Origin of the sequence: Limosilactobacillus reuteri (assembly GCF_020785355.1) — a bacterium.
In the GTDB taxonomy this organism is placed as follows: Bacteria; Bacillota; Bacilli; order Lactobacillales; family Lactobacillaceae; genus Limosilactobacillus; species Limosilactobacillus reuteri_I.
The window spans coordinates 1-17,128 of record NZ_JAJGVH010000032.1 but is presented as its reverse complement, the minus strand read 5'-3'; the positions used below and the strand labels follow the sequence as shown (position 1 = coordinate 17,128).

Genomic DNA, 17,128 nt, shown 5'->3' with positions numbered 1-17,128 from the left:
TGAAGGAAATAACGATTTGAAATTGGTGACAGAGAATTAGCGGGTGGTGTGAGCTGATCGAGATTTCTAATTGTTAATCATTCCTGAGTTACCGGCTGAAACCAAGTAAGCTGAGGTTGGCTGCCATCCATTATTTTGGCCACAAATGATTGTTTGTGAATGAGAGGATTGACTACGAGTTGATCAAAGTAGGATGGTACCGCGCAGAAGCGTTCTTACAATTGCGATAAAGCAATGTAAGGACGCTTTTTTCTTTCTAAATTTTAAGAAAATATTTTGTCTTGGAGGTAATTATTATGACTGAATTAAACGCACGACAGGAAGAATTTGCTAAGGCTCTTTTTGAAGCTTATGACACTAATACGCCGTTAAACGAGGAAGAATGGAAAGATGTTGTTACTGATGATGAAACAGCATATGCAGTTCAAGATGCGGTAGTAAAGTTAAAAGGAAAGCCAACTGCAGGCTATAAAGTTTCGTTAACTAGTAAAGAAACTCAAGACATGTTTGATGCTGATTCACCATTGTACGGACAACAAGTTGCTGAACGATTCCTACAGTCACCAGCGGATGTTGACTTGCAGATGTTAAACGAACCGTTATTAGAGGTTGAATTAACCTTCCGCGCAAAAGAAGACTTGCAGCCTAGTGATACATTAGAAGATTTATTTCATAAGGTAACTGTTGCGGGTGCCTTAGAATTGCCTGATGCACGTTTTGTCGACTGGTTTCCAGATTTAGGAAAATATAATGTAATGGCTGATTGTGCTGTTGGTGGTCTTGTTGTATATGGTGAAGAACATGATGCAGATAGTGTATTTGAAAACGTTGACGATGCTGCTAATGTTCATGCTGTTTTATTCAAAGATGGTGAGAAATTAAAAGAAGGGGTATCATCAGAAGTTTTGGGCAATCCCTTTAAGTCTCTTCAATGGTTAGTGCAAAAATTAGCTGAACAAGGAAAAGCATTTACCAAGGGTCAAATGGTATCATCCGGAACATTTGTCTTACCACCTAAGCTCACTGCTGGTAAGTGGGAAGTTGAGTTTGATAGCGGTTTAGGAAACGTTGTGGTTAATGCAAAATAAGTGTTGAAAGCAGGTGGGAAAATTGGGTGAGGAATCGCCAACGGAAATTAATATTTTGAGAATTAAAAAGCGATCTGTGGTTGAGTTAATCACAGGTCGCTTTAATATTTAATAGCTTTGGTGCAAGTCTTCAATTTCTGAAACTTCCAACCCTTTTTTCTCAAGTCGTTTAACAATTCGTTCCATCTTTTCTTTGGTAACATCAGCAGGTAAGGTGTATAAGACTCGTTTCATTGTCTCGTCTTTGGGATCGAGTGAAATGACATTTACGATCTGACAAAAACGAGTGATTTCTTTGGCAGCCGTCACCAGCGCTCCCCGTTCATCAGGAGTAATGACGGTTAGAACATAGCTTCCGTTATTGACGTTCCACCCAGCAGCTAGCATTCGTAAAAGACTATTGTGGGTTAGTATTCCGTAAAACTGGTTATTGTTGTCCAGTACCGCAATATATGGAAGATCACGAATAGCAAAGAAGATAGAGAAGAAAGCGGCGTTAATTGAGATAAATTTAGTGGCATTTTTTAATAATGCAGTTACCGGTAAATGCATATCTCCATTTCGTGCCTTGTGCCGGTAAAGGTGCATTTTGTAAATATTTCCCCGAAAAATCTTTCCCGACTTATCCAAAACTGGTACACAGCGATAGCCAGTATCCTCTAAGACAGTCAGAGCCTCATCTAATGTCGCTGTTTCTGGAAGAGTTGTTAAGGTTGCTTTGGGTTTGATTAATGAATTGAAAATCATAATTAACATCCTTTTTATCGATTAAGTGCACCAATTATAATAACATATTTCTATCAAAAGGATTAGAAAAAAATTAGAAAGCTTATACTGGTAATTCAAATTAGTATGCTGAAAAAATTAACATAGGGTATAATACTAGTTAAAATTTATGCTGGACGGGGAGAGTGACCGTGCGGCTTTTTTTCGTGAAAGGAATGAAAGAATAATGAAAATGATTGTTGGCTTAGGAAATATTGGGACGCGGTATGATGAAACCCGTCATAATACTGGCTTTATGGTGGTTGATCAACTAGCACGAGATTATCACCTGGGAGCATTCACCCACCTAAAGCAGGAAGCAGTAGCAGTTAGTGGGGTGATTAATGGTGAAAAAGTAATGTTAGTCAAGCCGACGACGTTCATGAATGATTCAGGACGAGCAGTCGGACCGCTAGTAGACTATTATGATATTGATTTGGATGATCTCGTAATCGTTAATGACGACTTGGATATGCCAGTTGGCAAAGTACGTTTAAAAACACATGGAGCTTCTGGTGGTCATAACGGGCTTAAAAGCATTATCAGCGCGTTAGGAACCAAGAACTTCAACCGGGTAAAAGTAGGGATTGACCATCCTCAACATGGAACAGTCGTTAGTCATGTCTTAGGTAAATTTTCTAAAGAAGAACGACCAAAATTTGACCAAGCTGTTGAACAAGCTGAGCATGCATTAGAAGACTGGATTAATGGGGAAGATTTTGCCAAGTTAATGAATGCTTATAATTAAAATAGAAAGGTGGCGTTGATGGTGCAAATAGAAAATTTAATCGAGAAGACGCCATCATTTAAACAAATTACGGCTGACCTCCAACCAAAGAACCATCAATTAATAACTGGGATTTCTGGATCAGCGCGAATTGAATTGCTAAGTGCTCTTTCTAAAGAAGGGCAGCGACCAATTCTAGTAGTGACCGACACGATTTCCCATATGCAGGAATTAGCTAGTGACTTAGAGAACCTCCTTCCTGCCAGTCGTGTTTATCAGTTTCCGGTTGAAGAGGTTTTAGCAGCGGAAGTAGCAACTAGTTCTCCTAACTATCGTCTTCAGCGGGTACTGGCCTTGAATGCGTTGATTAATAACGAACCGGCAGTTGTGGTTGCGTCTGCTGCGGGATTACGGCGCAATATTATTTCACCGGAATACTTTGCTCAGTCCTCGTTAAAAATTAAGACTGGCGGGGAAGTGGATCCAGCTAAAATTCGGCAGCAGTTAAGCGCAATGGGGTACCAATATCAAAAAATGGTCTTGCGTCCTGGTGATTTTGCAATTCGTGGGTCGATTATTGATATCTATGCCTTAAATACTGATAATCCAGTTAGAATTGATCTCTTTGATACAGAAGTTGATTCACTCCGGTATTTTGATGCTAGTACCCAGCGGAGTATTGACAACGTTGAAGAAGTTCAGATACTGCCGGCAACAGATTTTATTATCCCGGCGACTGAATTTTCGCGGGTGTATGAAGCCCTTGATACTGAATATAAAAAGGTAGTGAAGGAGTTAAGTGCTGACGATGCTGATATTAAACAGCAGGTGGCTAACCGCTTTGAACCATTATTGAACGCGCTTAAGAACCAGCATTTGCCTAATGAACTTTTAGAATTTAGCAACCTAGTTTATCCGGCTAAGCATTCCTTATTTGATTATCTTCCTGATGATGGGACGATTTACTTTGATGACCTGACGCGGATAAAGCAATTTGCCAAACAGATGACCCAGGAAGATGCAGGCTGGTTTAAAGATAAGGTTGCCCACCACCAATTAACGGCTATTCCAGATCTTAGCAATGACGTATCGGCCATAATAAAAAAAGACCTGCATCCGCAAATTTATGGCGCCCTATTTAAAAAAGGTCTCGGTAATATTAAACTTAGCCAAATTACCGACTTAAAAAGCAGAACCATGCAACGTTTCTTTGGGCAAATGCCACTGCTGAAAGCCGAACTTCAACGGTGGATTGATCAAGGGCAAACAGTAGTACTGATGGCTAATAGTCCAGAACGACGAAAGCAAATTGCCCAAACACTTGCTGACTTTGATATCACTGCGACAGAAACTGAATTGACAAATATCAAGCCGAATGTTGTGCAAATTGTTGCTGCTAACTTAAACAATGGATTTGAAATGCCGCTTGCTGGGCTGGTTGTTATTACAGAAAGCGAGATGTTTAAGCAGGTAAAAAAGGTTCATCATCGTCCACAAAAACTTGCCAATGCCGAACGATTAAAAAATTATACTGACCTTAAACCGGGTGACTATGTAGTTCATGTCAATCATGGAATTGGGATTTTTAGTGGAATTAAGACGATGGAAGTTGATCATGTTCACCAAGACTACATGATCATAAATTACCGGGATAACGCTCAGATATATGTGCCAGTAACCCAGCTAAATCTTGTCCAAAAGTATGTATCATCAGAATCTAAGACCCCGCATATCAACAAGCTTGGCGGTAACGAATGGGCAAAGACTAAACGGCGCGTTTCTTCAAAAATTGAAGATATCGCTGATGAATTAGTTGACTTATATGCTAAGCGAGAAGCGGAGAAGGGGTATGCTTTTCCGAAAGACGATTATCTCCAAAAACAATTTGATGCTAATTTCCCATATAATGAGACTCGTGATCAGTTGCGGAGTATTGATGAAATTAAAGAAGATATGGAAAAGCCAAAGCCGATGGATCGCCTATTGGTGGGGGATGTCGGCTATGGTAAAACCGAAGTTGCAATGCGGGCAATTTTTAAGGCAGTCACTGGAGGAAAGCAGGTTGCCTTCCTTGTACCAACAACTGTTCTTGCCCAGCAACACTACAACACCCTTATGCGCCGGTTTGAAGGTTTCCCAATCAACATTGCCTTGATGTCACGTTTCAAGACGCCAAAAGAGCTAAAAGAGACAGAAGCAGGGTTAAAGGATGGAAGCGTTGATGTTGTTGTTGGGACCCACCGAATCCTATCAAAGGATGTTGAATTTAAGGACCTTGGCTTGTTAATTGTTGATGAGGAACAGCGTTTTGGGGTAAAACATAAGGAAAAACTAAAACAATTAAAAAACAATGTTGATGTTTTAACTTTGACGGCAACCCCGATTCCCCGGACATTACATATGTCAATGCTGGGCGTACGAGACTTATCAGTTCTTGAAACACCGCCTGCTGGTCGTTACCCAATCCAAACCTATGTAATGGAGGAAAATAGTAGTGCGATTCGCGATGGGATTATTCGTGAAATGCAACGTGGCGGACAGGTTTATTACCTTCATAATCGCGTTCATGACATTGAAGAGACAGTGGCATGGTTACAAGAACTTGTTCCTGAAGCCCGAATTGGCTATATTAATGGTCAAATGAGTGAAAATGAACTGGAGACAGTCCTCTATGAGTTTATTCAAGGAAATTACGATGTATTAGTGACTACCTCTATTATTGAAACGGGGGTTGATATCCCGAATGCGAATACCCTCTTTGTTGAAAATGCTGATCGGATGGGGTTAGCACAGCTATATCAGATTCGTGGACGGATTGGCCGTAGTAATCGGGTGGCTTATGCTTACTTTATGTATCAGCCTAATAAGGTCCTAACCGAATTAGGAGAAAAGCGGCTAGCTGCAATTCGTGATTTTACCGAGTTGGGGTCTGGATTTAAGATTGCGATGCGGGACCTTGCTATTCGGGGAGCTGGAAACCTCTTGGGAAAACAGCAGCATGGATTTATCGATTCTGTTGGTTATGACCTATATTCGGCGATGCTTAGTGATGCGGTAGCTAAAAAGCAGGGTAAGAAACAAACTATTCACTCCGATGCGGAAGTTGAGTTAGGGGTTGAAGCTTACCTACCAACAGATTATATTGCAGATCAACGGCAAAAGATCGAATTATATAAGACAATTCGCCAAGCTAAGACGGATGAAGAAGTTATTGATATTCAAGGTGACTTGATTGATCGGTTTGGCGATTACCCAGCACCGGTTGGGACGCTGTTGCTTGTAAGTCAATTGAAGAATCATGCTGATCTGGCAATGATTGCTGAGATTAAGCGGCAACGGGATAATATTAATATTAAGTTTACCAAACGTGCTAGTCGCTTGATTAAAGCCCCCGCAATAATTAAGGAGCTAGCTAATACGCGGTTCAAAGCAACAATTGGTGAGGACGATCAGCAACTAACGATTCGGCTGGTTATTCAACCTAAAATGACTACTGATGATTGGCTTCACCAGCTACTACAATTTGTAACGGCTTTAGGAAACGTTATTCAAGCCGATGAAAAAGGAGCGGAAAAATGAGATTAGATAAATTTTTGAAAGTATCACGGATTATTAAACGTCGATCAATTGCTAAGGAAATCGCGGATCAAGGACGGATCTTAATTAATGGTCAACCAGCAAAATCATCCAGTCGGGTAGCGGTTGGTGATACTTTAACAATTAAGTTTGGTAATAAGACCGAAACAGTTAAGATTAATCGGATTGTTGAAACAACAAAAAAGAGTGAAGCAGAAGATATGTATGAAATTGTCGATGAAACTTATGCGGAATCCTTTGACTAACTATAATGTCTTCTGAGATATAAAAAAGTTGATAATCATATGGACATTCTCCGCGGTATCTTGCTATACTTAAAGCGTGATAAGTTAAAATGGAGGGGAATGTCAGATGAAAGGACAATCTGATAGCAAAGTTTCACAATTAAATACCCCATATGCCCGCCAGGTTTCGAATCAAAAAACATATAATCGGCATGTGCATAAGCGCCGTTGTCAGCGGATTATTGCCGTTTTTTTGGTTATATTCTTAATCTTTGGAATTCAGATATTTCAGAGTAAACGGACATTAGCGGATATTAATGGCAATATTCGACAAGCACAATCACAATTAACAAAACAAAAGCAAAAGAATCAACAACTGCAACGTCAAATTAAGTTGTTGCATAATCCCGAATATATTCAGCAGGTTATCCGTGCCAAGTATAACTACTCTAAGAAGGGCGAGATAATCTATAATTTGAACTAATGATCACAAAATAGGATGTTTTTTGTAGGGTTAGAATATTTTAAATGTTAAAATTAAGAATGTAATTGGGTGATTTTTCAGCTTAGTTTTTTATGAGAAGTTTAGTTATTTTCATACGTTTTCAAGATGAAGTTATGATATACTCAAATACAAAAATATGAGATGGTTCAGGAGGATCTATAGGTTTCATGGCAATTGAAGTTGGAGCAAAGGTTTCAGGTAAAGTTTCAGGAATCACTAATTTTGGTGCATTCGTTGATTTAGATGACAATCAGACAGGGCTAGTACACATCAGTCAAATCTCTGATAAATATATCAAGGATGTTCATGATGTATTGGCTGTCGGGGATGAAGTTACAGCAAAAGTAACACGGATTGGTGATGACGGTAAGATTGCCCTTTCAATCAAGGCCGCAGCTCCTCGTGAACATCAAGATCATCATGAAAATAACCATCATCGTGAAAATAATCACCGGGATTTTCATCACGAACGGAATAACAATTTCCGTGGCCACAATGATAACTTCCGTGGTGGCTTTAGTGGTCGCCACCATAACAGTCACCAACACGAAGACTTTAATGACATGTTAGCTGGCTACTTAAAGGAAAGTGAATCACGTTTATCTACTTTGAAGCGTCAAACTGATGGTAAGCGTGGAGGCCGTGGTGGTCGACGGAGCTAATATGACGGATTTACAACAAGCATTTGAGCGACACCTAGAAAGGAGTCGCTTTTTTGCTACCCAGGATAAGGTAGTAGTTGCCGTTTCAACCGGGGTCGATTCGATGGTTCTGTTAGATCTCTTGCAGCACTTGTCGTCAAAGAATCGTCCCCAGATTATCGTTGCCCATATGAACCATGAGTTACGAAAACAAAGCCAGCTTGAAGAACGATTCATTCGGCAATATTGTAAACAAAATGATTTAAAACTAGCGGTTACACACTGGCCACAAGATCTTCATCCACAGACCGGGATCGAAAACGCTGCTCGGCAAGCCCGCTACCAATTTTTCCGGAAAGTAATGAAAGATAATCGGGCAAGCATTCTGCTAACTGCACACCACCAAAATGATCTAGCAGAAACAATGCTGATGAAGATGACTCGTGGTGGTCAGTTGAGTCAATTAGTGGGAATACGGGATCGGCGCCCATTTGCTTCTGGCACCTTAATTCGGCCACTTTTACCCTTTAGTAAACAGCAGCTAAAGAAATATGCTTTACAGCATCATCTTAAGTGGTATGAGGATAAGACAAATAAGGACTTGAACATTCAACGGAATCGATTTCGGCATACGATAATTCCAATGCTTGAAGAAGAAAATCCCCAGTTGCTTTCTCACCTCGAAAGCTATCATCAACAGTTAACGGATCTCCTTGCCTGGCGTGACCAAGAAGTTGCAGATCAATTAGCAGCATGTGTTGATCAACAAGGAAGAATGATCCTGGCAAGGTTAGCGAAAAACAAGGAAATTATTCGAAAAGAAATTTTACGACAATGGTTTAATCAACAAGGAATATATGATATTAAGGACCAGCAACTTGATGAATTGTTGGAGGCCTTAGAAAACGAGCAAAAGCCACAGCAAATCATTGAATTGCCGCACCGATATATTCTTGAGAAATCCTACGCTACTTGTGCGTTAAAAAAATTGGATAATCCGCTTGAGAACCTACAAAAGCCCCAAGATCATGTGATAAAATTGGAACAATGGTATCAAGTAGATCCAATAAACTTAATGGCAGTGTCAGCTGAAAAGTCGTTTTTCAAGGATGAAGAGCAGGTAGTTTCGCAATGGCTTGCTCCCGATCAATTTCCGCTGCGGCTACGACAATGGCGACAAAAAGATCGTATTCGCTTAAAAAATGGCCATCACCAGTTAGTCAAACGGGTTCTAATCAACCAAAAAGTTTCCCGAAAACAGCGTGACCAGCAAATGGTCCTGGTTGATGCGCATGACGAGGTCGTCTGGATAGTTAATCAAAAGTGGAGTTGGTTTGAACGGCCAACCGGCTATCAGCTGACATGGCAGCCATGTTTTGTTGGAATAAAAAATAAGGAGAAGAAAGTAAATGAATAACGATATTGAGCGTGTCTTATATAGTGAAGAAATGCTTGGCAAACGAATGGACGAATTAGCAACGGACTTAACAAAAGATTATAAGGATAAACGGCCAATTATCATTTCCGTTCTAAGCGGAGCAGTTTTATTTACTGTTGATATGATCGAACGGCTAGACATCATGGCCCAAATCGACTTTATTGATGTTTCTAGTTATTTTGGTGGCTTAGGTTCGACTGGAAAAGTTAAACTTATTCATGATTTGAAAACAGATGTTAAAGACCGGCATGTTCTAATTATGGAAGATATTGTTGATACTGGTCGTACTTTGAAATACTTGATGGACCTTTTAGCTGACCGGGGAGCAAAGAGCATCAAGGTTTGTTCATTATTAAATAAGCCAGAAGGTCGGAAAGTAGATGTCGAACCTGACTATGTTGGCTTTACGGTTCCTAAAGAATTCTTGGTTGGGTATGGTCTTGATTACAAAGGATTCTACCGAAATTTGCCATATGTTGGAATTTTGAAGCCATCTGTATACCAAAATGATTAAAAATGTTAGATAATTAGGATGACGGAAAATCAATATTAAATGGACGGTATTTTAAAGATATTCTTAATTAACGTCCATTTTTATGGATCCGTAAATATGTAGTATGTATTATTAATAACATTGGCGATAAAACTATTAATTCTTCTGTGAAATTAATGGTCAATATTTGTCAAATATGCTATGATAGTGACTACAATTAAAAATATCGTTGCTGGTAGATAGGAGGTTGTTATGAACAACAATCGTAAAAAAAATAATTTTACTCATAACGTTCTCTTCTATGCCGTGATGTTCTTGTGTATTATGGGAATCGCCTACTTCTTCTTTGGGGGCAATACCTCAACAGGACAAAGTAAGACAGTTTCCCAAAGCGAGTTTATCTCCGAACTGAAGAGTAATAAGGTTAAGAGCGTTCAGCTTCAGCCAAATGGTGGTGTATATAAGGTTACTGGTACTTACCGTAAACCCCAGTCAAATAATGACAACTCCGCCAACAATACTGGCTTTGCTCTTACACCACAACGAAACAATAAGGTAACTCAATTCCAAAGTTCTGTTTTGGAAAGTGACGTAACTGTTAGTCAACTTCAAAACTATGCTAACCGTCATAATGTAAAGATTAGTACTCGTGCTGAAGAATCTAATAGTGTCTGGATGAACCTGTTGTTGACTGTCTTGCCATTAGTCATCATGATTTTCTTCTTCTACATGATGATGGGCCAAGCTGGTCAAGGTGGCGGCGGCCGTGGAGTGATGAGCTTTGGTAAGACCAAGGCTAAGCCATCTGATGCTAAGAAAAACAAAGTGCGTTTCTCGGATGTTGCCGGTGAAGAAGAAGAGAAACAAGAATTGGTTGAAATCGTTGAATTCTTGAAGAATCCAAAGAAATTCACTAAGCTTGGTGCTCGTATTCCATCTGGTGTTTTACTAGAGGGGCCTCCAGGTACTGGTAAGACCTTGCTAGCTAAGGCGGTTGCCGGTGAATCAGGGGTACCATTCTTCTCAATCTCTGGTTCTGACTTTGTTGAAATGTTCGTCGGTGTTGGTGCCAGTCGTGTTCGTGACTTGTTTGATCAAGCCAAGAAAGCTGCTCCGGCAATCATCTTTATTGATGAAATTGATGCTGTTGGTCGGCGCCGTGGAAACGGCATGGGTGGCGGTCACGATGAACGTGAACAAACATTGAACCAATTGTTAGTTGAAATGGATGGTTTCCAAGGCGATGAAGGAATCATTGTCATGGCAGCTACTAACCGTTCAGATGTCTTAGATCCCGCCCTTTTACGTCCAGGACGTTTTGATCGAAAGATTTTAGTCGGTCGTCCAGATGTTAAGGGCCGTGAAGCCATTTTACGAGTTCATGCTAAGAACAAGCCAATGGCAAGCGACGTTGACTTAAAGGAAATTGCTAAACAGACTCCTGGGTTTGTTGGGGCTGATTTAGCTAACCTATTAAACGAAGCGGCTTTATTAGCTGCGCGGCGGAACAAAACTGAGATTGATGCTGCTGACTTAGATGAAGCAGAAGACCGGGTAATTGCTGGACCAGCTAAGCATAACCGTGTCCAATCTGAACAAGAACGAAAGACTGTTGCATACCACGAAGCAGGTCACACGATTGTGGGTCTTGTATTAAATGACGCACGAGTTGTGCACAAGGTTACCATTGTCCCACGTGGTCGCGCAGGTGGATATGCTATCATGCTTCCACGTGAAGATCAGATGTTAATGTCGAAAAAGAATGCGATGGAACAAATCGCTGGTCTGATGGGTGGACGGGCTGCTGAAGAGCTTGTCTTTAAGTCACAATCTTCAGGAGCTTCGAATGACTTTGAACAAGCGACCCAAATTGCTCGTTCAATGGTTACCCAGTACGGAATGAGTGATAAGATTGGTCCAGTAGAACTGCAAAGTTCTGGTCAGGTCTTTACAGGTCAAGGCTATGACCAATCGCCTTACTCCGAAAAGACTGCTGCTTTAGTTGATGAAGAAGTACGTCGAATCTTAACTGAAGGGCACGAAACTGCCTTACACATTATTGAGACGCACCGTGAGCAACATAAGCAAATCGCTGAAGCATTACTCAAGTACGAAACGCTTGATGAAAAACAAATTCTTAGTCTTTATAAGACTGGAAAAGTTCCTGATAAGGATGTTGCTGCTGAAGACGAAGAGGCACGCGCACAAACCTTTGAAGAATCCAAGCGTGAACTTGAACGATTGGAAAATGAGCGTCACGATGAAGCGAAGGATAATCAAAATGATTCATCCGATGCTAAGAGTGATAACTCAAATGATTCACAATCAAGTGATGATTCAGACAATTCTGAAGACAAGTAAACTATTGAAAAGACGGAAGATACAAAACCTGATTGGTAGGTGGTGGTCTTCCGTCTTTTCTTTGGGTTAAATTTTAAGGAGGAATTTAAAATGAAAACAACAGATTATTTAGTAAAGTCAATGACCAAGGATGGAAAGTTTCGGGCTTATGCTGTAAATGCTACCCAAGTCGTTCAAAAGGCACACGAAATTCATGATACATGGAGTGCTTCTTCAGCTGCTCTTGGTCGAACGTTAATTGGAACGATTCTTTTGGCTACTTCTAGCTTACAAGGGGAAGCAGGAATGACGGTTAAGATTCAAGGGAATGGTCCGGTTGGCTTTATTATTGCGGATGGAACTGCTGAAGGAACCGTAAAAGGCTACATGGGTAATCCACACGTTTCTTTACCAGCCAATGATAAGGGAAAGATTGATGTCGCAAAGGCAATTGGTAATCAAGGTACCCTTTCTGTAACCAAGATGGCTCCTGGCGACAAGACACCATATACCGGTGAAGTAAATTTGGTTTCTGGTGAACTTGGTGATGACTTTACTTACTACCTTGCTCAATCTGAACAAATTCCTTCTGCGGTTGGTCTTTCAGTATTCGTTAATCCTGATGAAAATATTGACGTTGCTGGCGGCTTCATGATTCAAGTAATGCCTGGTGCTAGCGATGAAGAAATCAGCAAACTTGAAAAGACATTGAAGGGCTTGCCATTGGTATCACAGATGTTACGTGATGGTGATACGCCAGAAGATATTTTGAAGAAGATTTTTGGCGATGACTTAAAGATCCTTGAAACGATGCCAGTTCGTTATGCATGTGATTGCTCGAAAGAACGTTTTGCCCACGCCCTTGCAAGTATTTCTAAAGATGATATGAAGAAGTTGATTGACGAAGACCACCATGCGGAAGCTGTTTGCCAATTCTGTGGGAAGAAGTACGAATTTAACGAAGACGAATTAAAGAAGATCTACGCGGAAATGACTGCGAATGATGATAAAAAATCAACAGATGAAAAGTAATTTTTGGTGCTAAGCGCGTTGATATGCTATGATAGTTGAGTTATCGGACAATTAAAAATGAAACTGGATGGCCAGCACAGTTTCTTAAGCAGTAATGAGGTGAAAAAATGAAGTGGAAGATCGGTAACGTTGAAATTCCTAATCAAGTTGTTGTTGCACCAATGGCTGGAGTAACCAATTCCGCCTTTCGGGTTATCTGTAAAAGATTTGGTGCTGGCTACGTTGTCTGTGAAATGATCTCAGACCGTGGCATTATGTACCATAATCAACGAACTTTAAATATGATGGATGTCGATCCTGAAGAACATCCAATGGGAATTCAAATTTTCGGTGGAACCAAAGAGACATTAGTTGAGGCTGCTAAGTATGTGGATCAACATACAGCAGCTGACGTGATTGATATAAATATGGGGTGTCCTGTTAATAAGGTTGTAAAAACTGACGCGGGTGCACGATGGTTACTGGATCCTAATAAAGTCTATGAAATGGTGTCATATGTTACTGATGCTGTTAAGAAGCCGGTTACCGTTAAGATGCGAACCGGTTGGGACGACAAGCATATTTTAGCTGTTGAAAATGCATTAGCAGCTGAACGGGCAGGAGCTAGCGCGATTGCGATGCATGGTCGAACTCGAAAACAAATGTATACGGGACAAGCAGATTGGAATATACTAAAAGAAGTAGCGAGTCAATTGAAAATTCCGTTCATGGCTAATGGTGATGTGAAGACACCAGAAGATGCTAAGAAGATCCTTGATATGACTGGCGCAACCGCCGCAATGATCGGGCGGGCAGCGATGGGTAACCCATGGATGCTAAAGCGGACTGAACATTACTTAGAGACTGGTGAGCTGCTCCCAGAAGCAACTCCAGAACAAAAGATTGAAATGGCCAAAGATCACCTTAATCGTTTGGTTGATTTAAAGGGTGAATATGTTGGTGTTCGTGAGTTCCGTGGGTTATCGACGTACTATATCAAGGGTATTCCGCGTGCTGCCCGGACTAAAGTAGCGTTAGTCGAGGCAGAAACACTTGATGAAATGAACGATATTTTTGACCGCTTTGCTGAACAAACTGCAGAACGGGCTGCAAAAAGACAGCAAGCCTAATTACGAGGAGGAGAACTTAAGTGTCACAAGAACTAGATCAAATGCGCGTTCGGCGTGAAAAAATGGAAGAGTTAAAAGAAGCGGGGATTGAACCATTTGGCCGCCGCTTCAAACGAGACCATCTTGCCCAAGACTTGCATGATAAGTTTGATCAATACGATAAAGAAGAATTAAACGAGATGGGTGCCAAAGTAATTATTGCGGGTCGAATGACAAGAAAGCGGAGTAGTGGTAAGGCTGGTTTCGCTGACTTTGTTGATCGAACTGGTAAGATTCAAGTTTACGCTCGTAAGGATATGGTTGGGGATGAACCTTACCATGTTTTCAAACGGTCAGATATTGGTGACTTCCTTGGAATTGAAGGGGATGTTATCAAAACGGATACAGGTGAATTAACCGTTCGTGCACATAAAATTACCTTCTTGTCAAAAGCATTGCGTCCGCTTCCTAATAAGTGGGATGGGGTTACTGATCCTGAAACTATCTATCGTCAGCGCTACCTTGATTTAATTTCTAACCCAGAAAGCTTCAAGCGTTTCCACCAACGGACAGCGATTATCAAGGCCGTCCGGAAATACATGGATGATAATGGCTTTACAGAAGTTGAAACCCCAATTTTGAACACCCAAGCCGGTGGTGCTAATGCACGGCCATTTATCACTCACCACAATGCGCTTGATATTGATATGTACTTGCGGATTGCTACTGAGTTGTACCTTAAGCGGTTAATCGTTGGTGGCTTTGAACGAGTATACGAATTGGGCCGGATTTTCCGGAATGAAGGGATGGATCCTCACCATAACCCTGAATTTACTACAATGGAAACTTATGCTGCTTACTTTGACTTCCAAGATGTTATGGATGAAACGGAAGGAATCGTTAAGGCAGCAGCTAAAGTTGTTTCAGATGATGGAAAGATTACTTACCAAGGACATGAAATCGACCTTGGAGGGAACTTTAAACGGATCACGATGGTGGATGCCGTTAAGGAAAAGACTGGCATTGACTTCAGCGATGAATCAATGACGGACGAAGATGCTAAGAAGTTAGCCGATGAACACAAGGTTGAATATAAGCCTTACTGGACAAAGGGACATATCTTGAATGCATTCTTTGAAGAGTTCGTTGAAGACACACTTATTCAACCAACTTTTGTCTATGAATTCCCAGTCGAAGTTTCACCATTAGCAAAGCGGAATGCTGATAATCCTGCGATGACTGATCGTTTCGAATTGTATGTTGATGGTAGCGAATTGGCAAATGCCTTTAGTGAATTAAACGATCCAATTGACCAGAAGGAACGTTTTGAAATGCAAGCAAAGGAAAAAGCTAACGGTAATGATGAGGCTGAACCAGTCGACTTAGATTACGTTCAAGCCCTCGAATACGGAATGCCACCTACTGGGGGACTTGGTATCGGAATCGATCGTCTTGTAATGCTCCTTACTGATGCTAAATCTATTCGGGATGTTATTCTCTTCCCAACAATGCGTCCAGAAAAGGAAGCTAAGAACGATTCAAAGAAAAAGAAAAAGTAAGCTGAATAGTTGATATAAAGGCATTTAGAATATGCTAAAACTACTTGCAGGTTCTGATATGATTTTTTTATAAGATTAGAAATTAGGGTGTATATACACCAAAAATACACCAAATTTAATAAAAAATAGCATAAAATAGAGAGCTCGTATTTCATTTTTTGTGGGGTGCGAGTTTTTCTGTTTTAGATATGATAGAATAATTATCAATTTAGAGGAGAAATGAGGGGAATTGATGGGAGAATTAGAAAAGTTAAAGCAAGACTGTATAGTAAAACAAAAGCGTGGGTTGCATATAATAATAGCTTCGATCGTAGTATGGGGTAGTATTCTTGCGGTAGAACTACTTAATGTTCCCGTTCTTACTAAAAACTTATTCATATTTGTCTGTACGGCCTTACTTTTACCAGTATCTTATTTCATATCTCGATTGATTAATGTGGATTTTCAAAATAAAACAAATCCGTTAACTAAATTGGGGATTTTGTTTTCGATGAATCAGCTTTTGTATCTTCTAATTGCAATGTGGATTTATCCGACTATTCCCAATAAAATGCTAATGGTGTTAGCGATAATATTTGGTGCTCATTTACTGCCATATAGTTGGTTGTATAATTCTAGGGCTTATTTTGTTTCATCGATAGTAATTTTGGTATTAGCTTTATTGGTGGGGATTAATTTCAAACCGTTTATTTTAGCATCAGTTATGCTTGCCATGGTAGCAGCATTTTGCATTACCTTAATATTAGAAAATCATCAACTTGACTGAAGGGGAGCGAGACAGAAGTCACTCGTGACTTCGTTTTCGAGCCCCCGCAAGCAACAATAGGCCTCCAACATTCGGTTTTTTTACCGGGCGTTGGAGGCCATTGTTGTACTGCGCCATTTGTCTTTTATGAAAGGAACCTGATTTATGTCACAGCCCCTTTTTTGCTATATTATTTTAATTCTTACCAATAGTAAGAAAATGATTGCCAAGAAAACATAAAAGTTGAGTTGTTTCGGCTATTCAACTACTGATTTAGTGACTGAATAATAGATTAGTTGTTGACTTGAATAAAATAAGAATTTAAATCTAGGATAATAGTTTCCAGCGTTAAGATAAAAATAAGCACATCGAGTTACCAATTGAGTTTAATATTGATGCTGCGTAAACTAATTCTCCATATTAATTAAGGGTAATTTTCGGGATGGTAAAGAAATGCTAATTGGCAAAAATGGTAGGGGGTGCGGGCAAGCTTGTGAAAGGAAGAGTGAGTTTAACAAGCTAATAGATAGCGATGAAAATAAAATTCAAAAAAGTTGAAAAAAGGTGTTGACGAAAGAATGAAATCCATGTATAGTAGTTATCGTTGTCAAAACAGTTAAGTGCTGTTGAGATGGTTTAACAAAAAAGTTAAAAATAATTGTTGACATCTGCTTGACGACATGATATATTAATAAAGTTGCTGATTGAGTTATCGATCAAAAGAAATTCAAAATTAATTAAATTTCTTCTTGACAAGCTAATCCGATATACGTTATAATAAATATGTTGATTGGCTGCTTAATTAGCCAACAGGTAGACCTTTGAAAACTGAACAAAGTTTCGACGAATCAAATGTGTAGGGTCTTCAATCACGATGTGATTTGAA

The 17,128-nt window shown here is 40.1% G+C and carries 14 protein-coding genes; 13 read left to right on the top strand and 1 reads right to left on the bottom strand.

What is annotated here, in order from left to right; all coding sequences use genetic code 11:
• Positions 1–296: 296 nt before the first annotated feature.
• Complete coding sequence (locus LMB56_RS00835; protein ID WP_003667252.1) at positions 297–1,088, top strand: 2-keto-4-pentenoate hydratase; 792 nt, start codon at positions 297–299, stop codon at positions 1,086–1,088.
• A gap of 108 nt (positions 1,089–1,196) precedes the next feature.
• Here LMB56_RS00835 and cbpA read toward each other — a convergent pair whose 3' ends face one another.
• On the bottom strand, positions 1,197–1,835 hold the full coding sequence (gene cbpA / locus LMB56_RS00830) for a cyclic di-AMP binding protein CbpA (protein ID WP_029507556.1): 639 nt from the start codon (positions 1,833–1,835) through the stop codon (positions 1,197–1,199).
• Between the two features lie 205 nt (positions 1,836–2,040).
• On the opposite strand from cbpA, the gene pth reads away from it, so the two are divergent.
• From pth to LMB56_RS00770, 12 genes are all read left to right on the top strand, one after another.
• Positions 2,041–2,601: an aminoacyl-tRNA hydrolase gene (gene pth / locus LMB56_RS00825; RefSeq protein WP_003674660.1), complete on the top strand. Its 561-nt coding sequence runs from the start codon at positions 2,041–2,043 to the stop codon at positions 2,599–2,601.
• Positions 2,602–2,619: 18 nt separating this feature from the next.
• Positions 2,620–6,159, top strand: coding sequence for a transcription-repair coupling factor (mfd, locus tag LMB56_RS00820; RefSeq protein ID WP_229283377.1), 3,540 nt, complete (start codon positions 2,620–2,622; stop codon positions 6,157–6,159).
• On the top strand, positions 6,156–6,422 hold the full coding sequence (locus tag LMB56_RS00815; RefSeq protein ID WP_229283378.1) for an RNA-binding S4 domain-containing protein: 267 nt from the start codon (positions 6,156–6,158) through the stop codon (positions 6,420–6,422). The genes mfd and LMB56_RS00815 overlap by 4 nt, the downstream gene beginning before the upstream one ends.
• 106 nt (positions 6,423–6,528) lie before the next feature.
• Positions 6,529–6,885: an FtsB family cell division protein gene (locus LMB56_RS00810; RefSeq protein ID WP_020842863.1), complete on the top strand. Its 357-nt coding sequence runs from the start codon at positions 6,529–6,531 to the stop codon at positions 6,883–6,885.
• Between the two features lie 188 nt (positions 6,886–7,073).
• A complete protein-coding gene (locus tag LMB56_RS00805) occupies positions 7,074–7,568 on the top strand; it encodes a S1 domain-containing RNA-binding protein (protein WP_003665652.1) in 495 nt (164 codons plus the stop codon).
• 1 nt (position 7,569) lies between these two features.
• Complete coding sequence (gene tilS / locus LMB56_RS00800) at positions 7,570–8,964, top strand: tRNA lysidine(34) synthetase TilS (RefSeq protein ID WP_229283380.1); 1,395 nt, start codon at positions 7,570–7,572, stop codon at positions 8,962–8,964.
• Positions 8,957–9,499, top strand: coding sequence for a hypoxanthine phosphoribosyltransferase (hpt, locus tag LMB56_RS00795; RefSeq protein ID WP_003665656.1), 543 nt, complete (start codon positions 8,957–8,959; stop codon positions 9,497–9,499). Before tilS ends, hpt begins: the two co-directional genes overlap by 8 nt.
• Before the next feature lie 231 nt (positions 9,500–9,730).
• The gene (gene ftsH, locus LMB56_RS00790) at positions 9,731–11,839 is read left to right on the top strand and encodes an ATP-dependent zinc metalloprotease FtsH (protein ID WP_066035757.1); all 2,109 of its coding nucleotides are present in this window, start codon (positions 9,731–9,733) and stop codon (positions 11,837–11,839) included.
• 90 nt (positions 11,840–11,929) lie between these two features.
• On the top strand, positions 11,930–12,850 hold the full coding sequence (gene hslO, locus LMB56_RS00785; protein ID WP_003665660.1) for an Hsp33 family molecular chaperone HslO: 921 nt from the start codon (positions 11,930–11,932) through the stop codon (positions 12,848–12,850).
• 107 nt (positions 12,851–12,957) lie between these two features.
• Positions 12,958–13,959, top strand: coding sequence for a tRNA dihydrouridine synthase DusB (gene dusB, locus LMB56_RS00780; protein WP_003674674.1), 1,002 nt, complete (start codon positions 12,958–12,960; stop codon positions 13,957–13,959).
• 20 nt (positions 13,960–13,979) lie between these two features.
• A complete protein-coding gene (gene lysS, locus LMB56_RS00775; protein ID WP_228342120.1) occupies positions 13,980–15,497 on the top strand; it encodes a lysine--tRNA ligase in 1,518 nt (505 codons plus the stop codon).
• A gap of 232 nt (positions 15,498–15,729) precedes the next feature.
• The gene (locus LMB56_RS00770) at positions 15,730–16,263 is read left to right on the top strand and encodes a DUF7010 family protein (RefSeq protein ID WP_229283379.1); all 534 of its coding nucleotides are present in this window, start codon (positions 15,730–15,732) and stop codon (positions 16,261–16,263) included.
• The last annotated feature ends 865 nt before the right edge of the window (positions 16,264–17,128 follow it).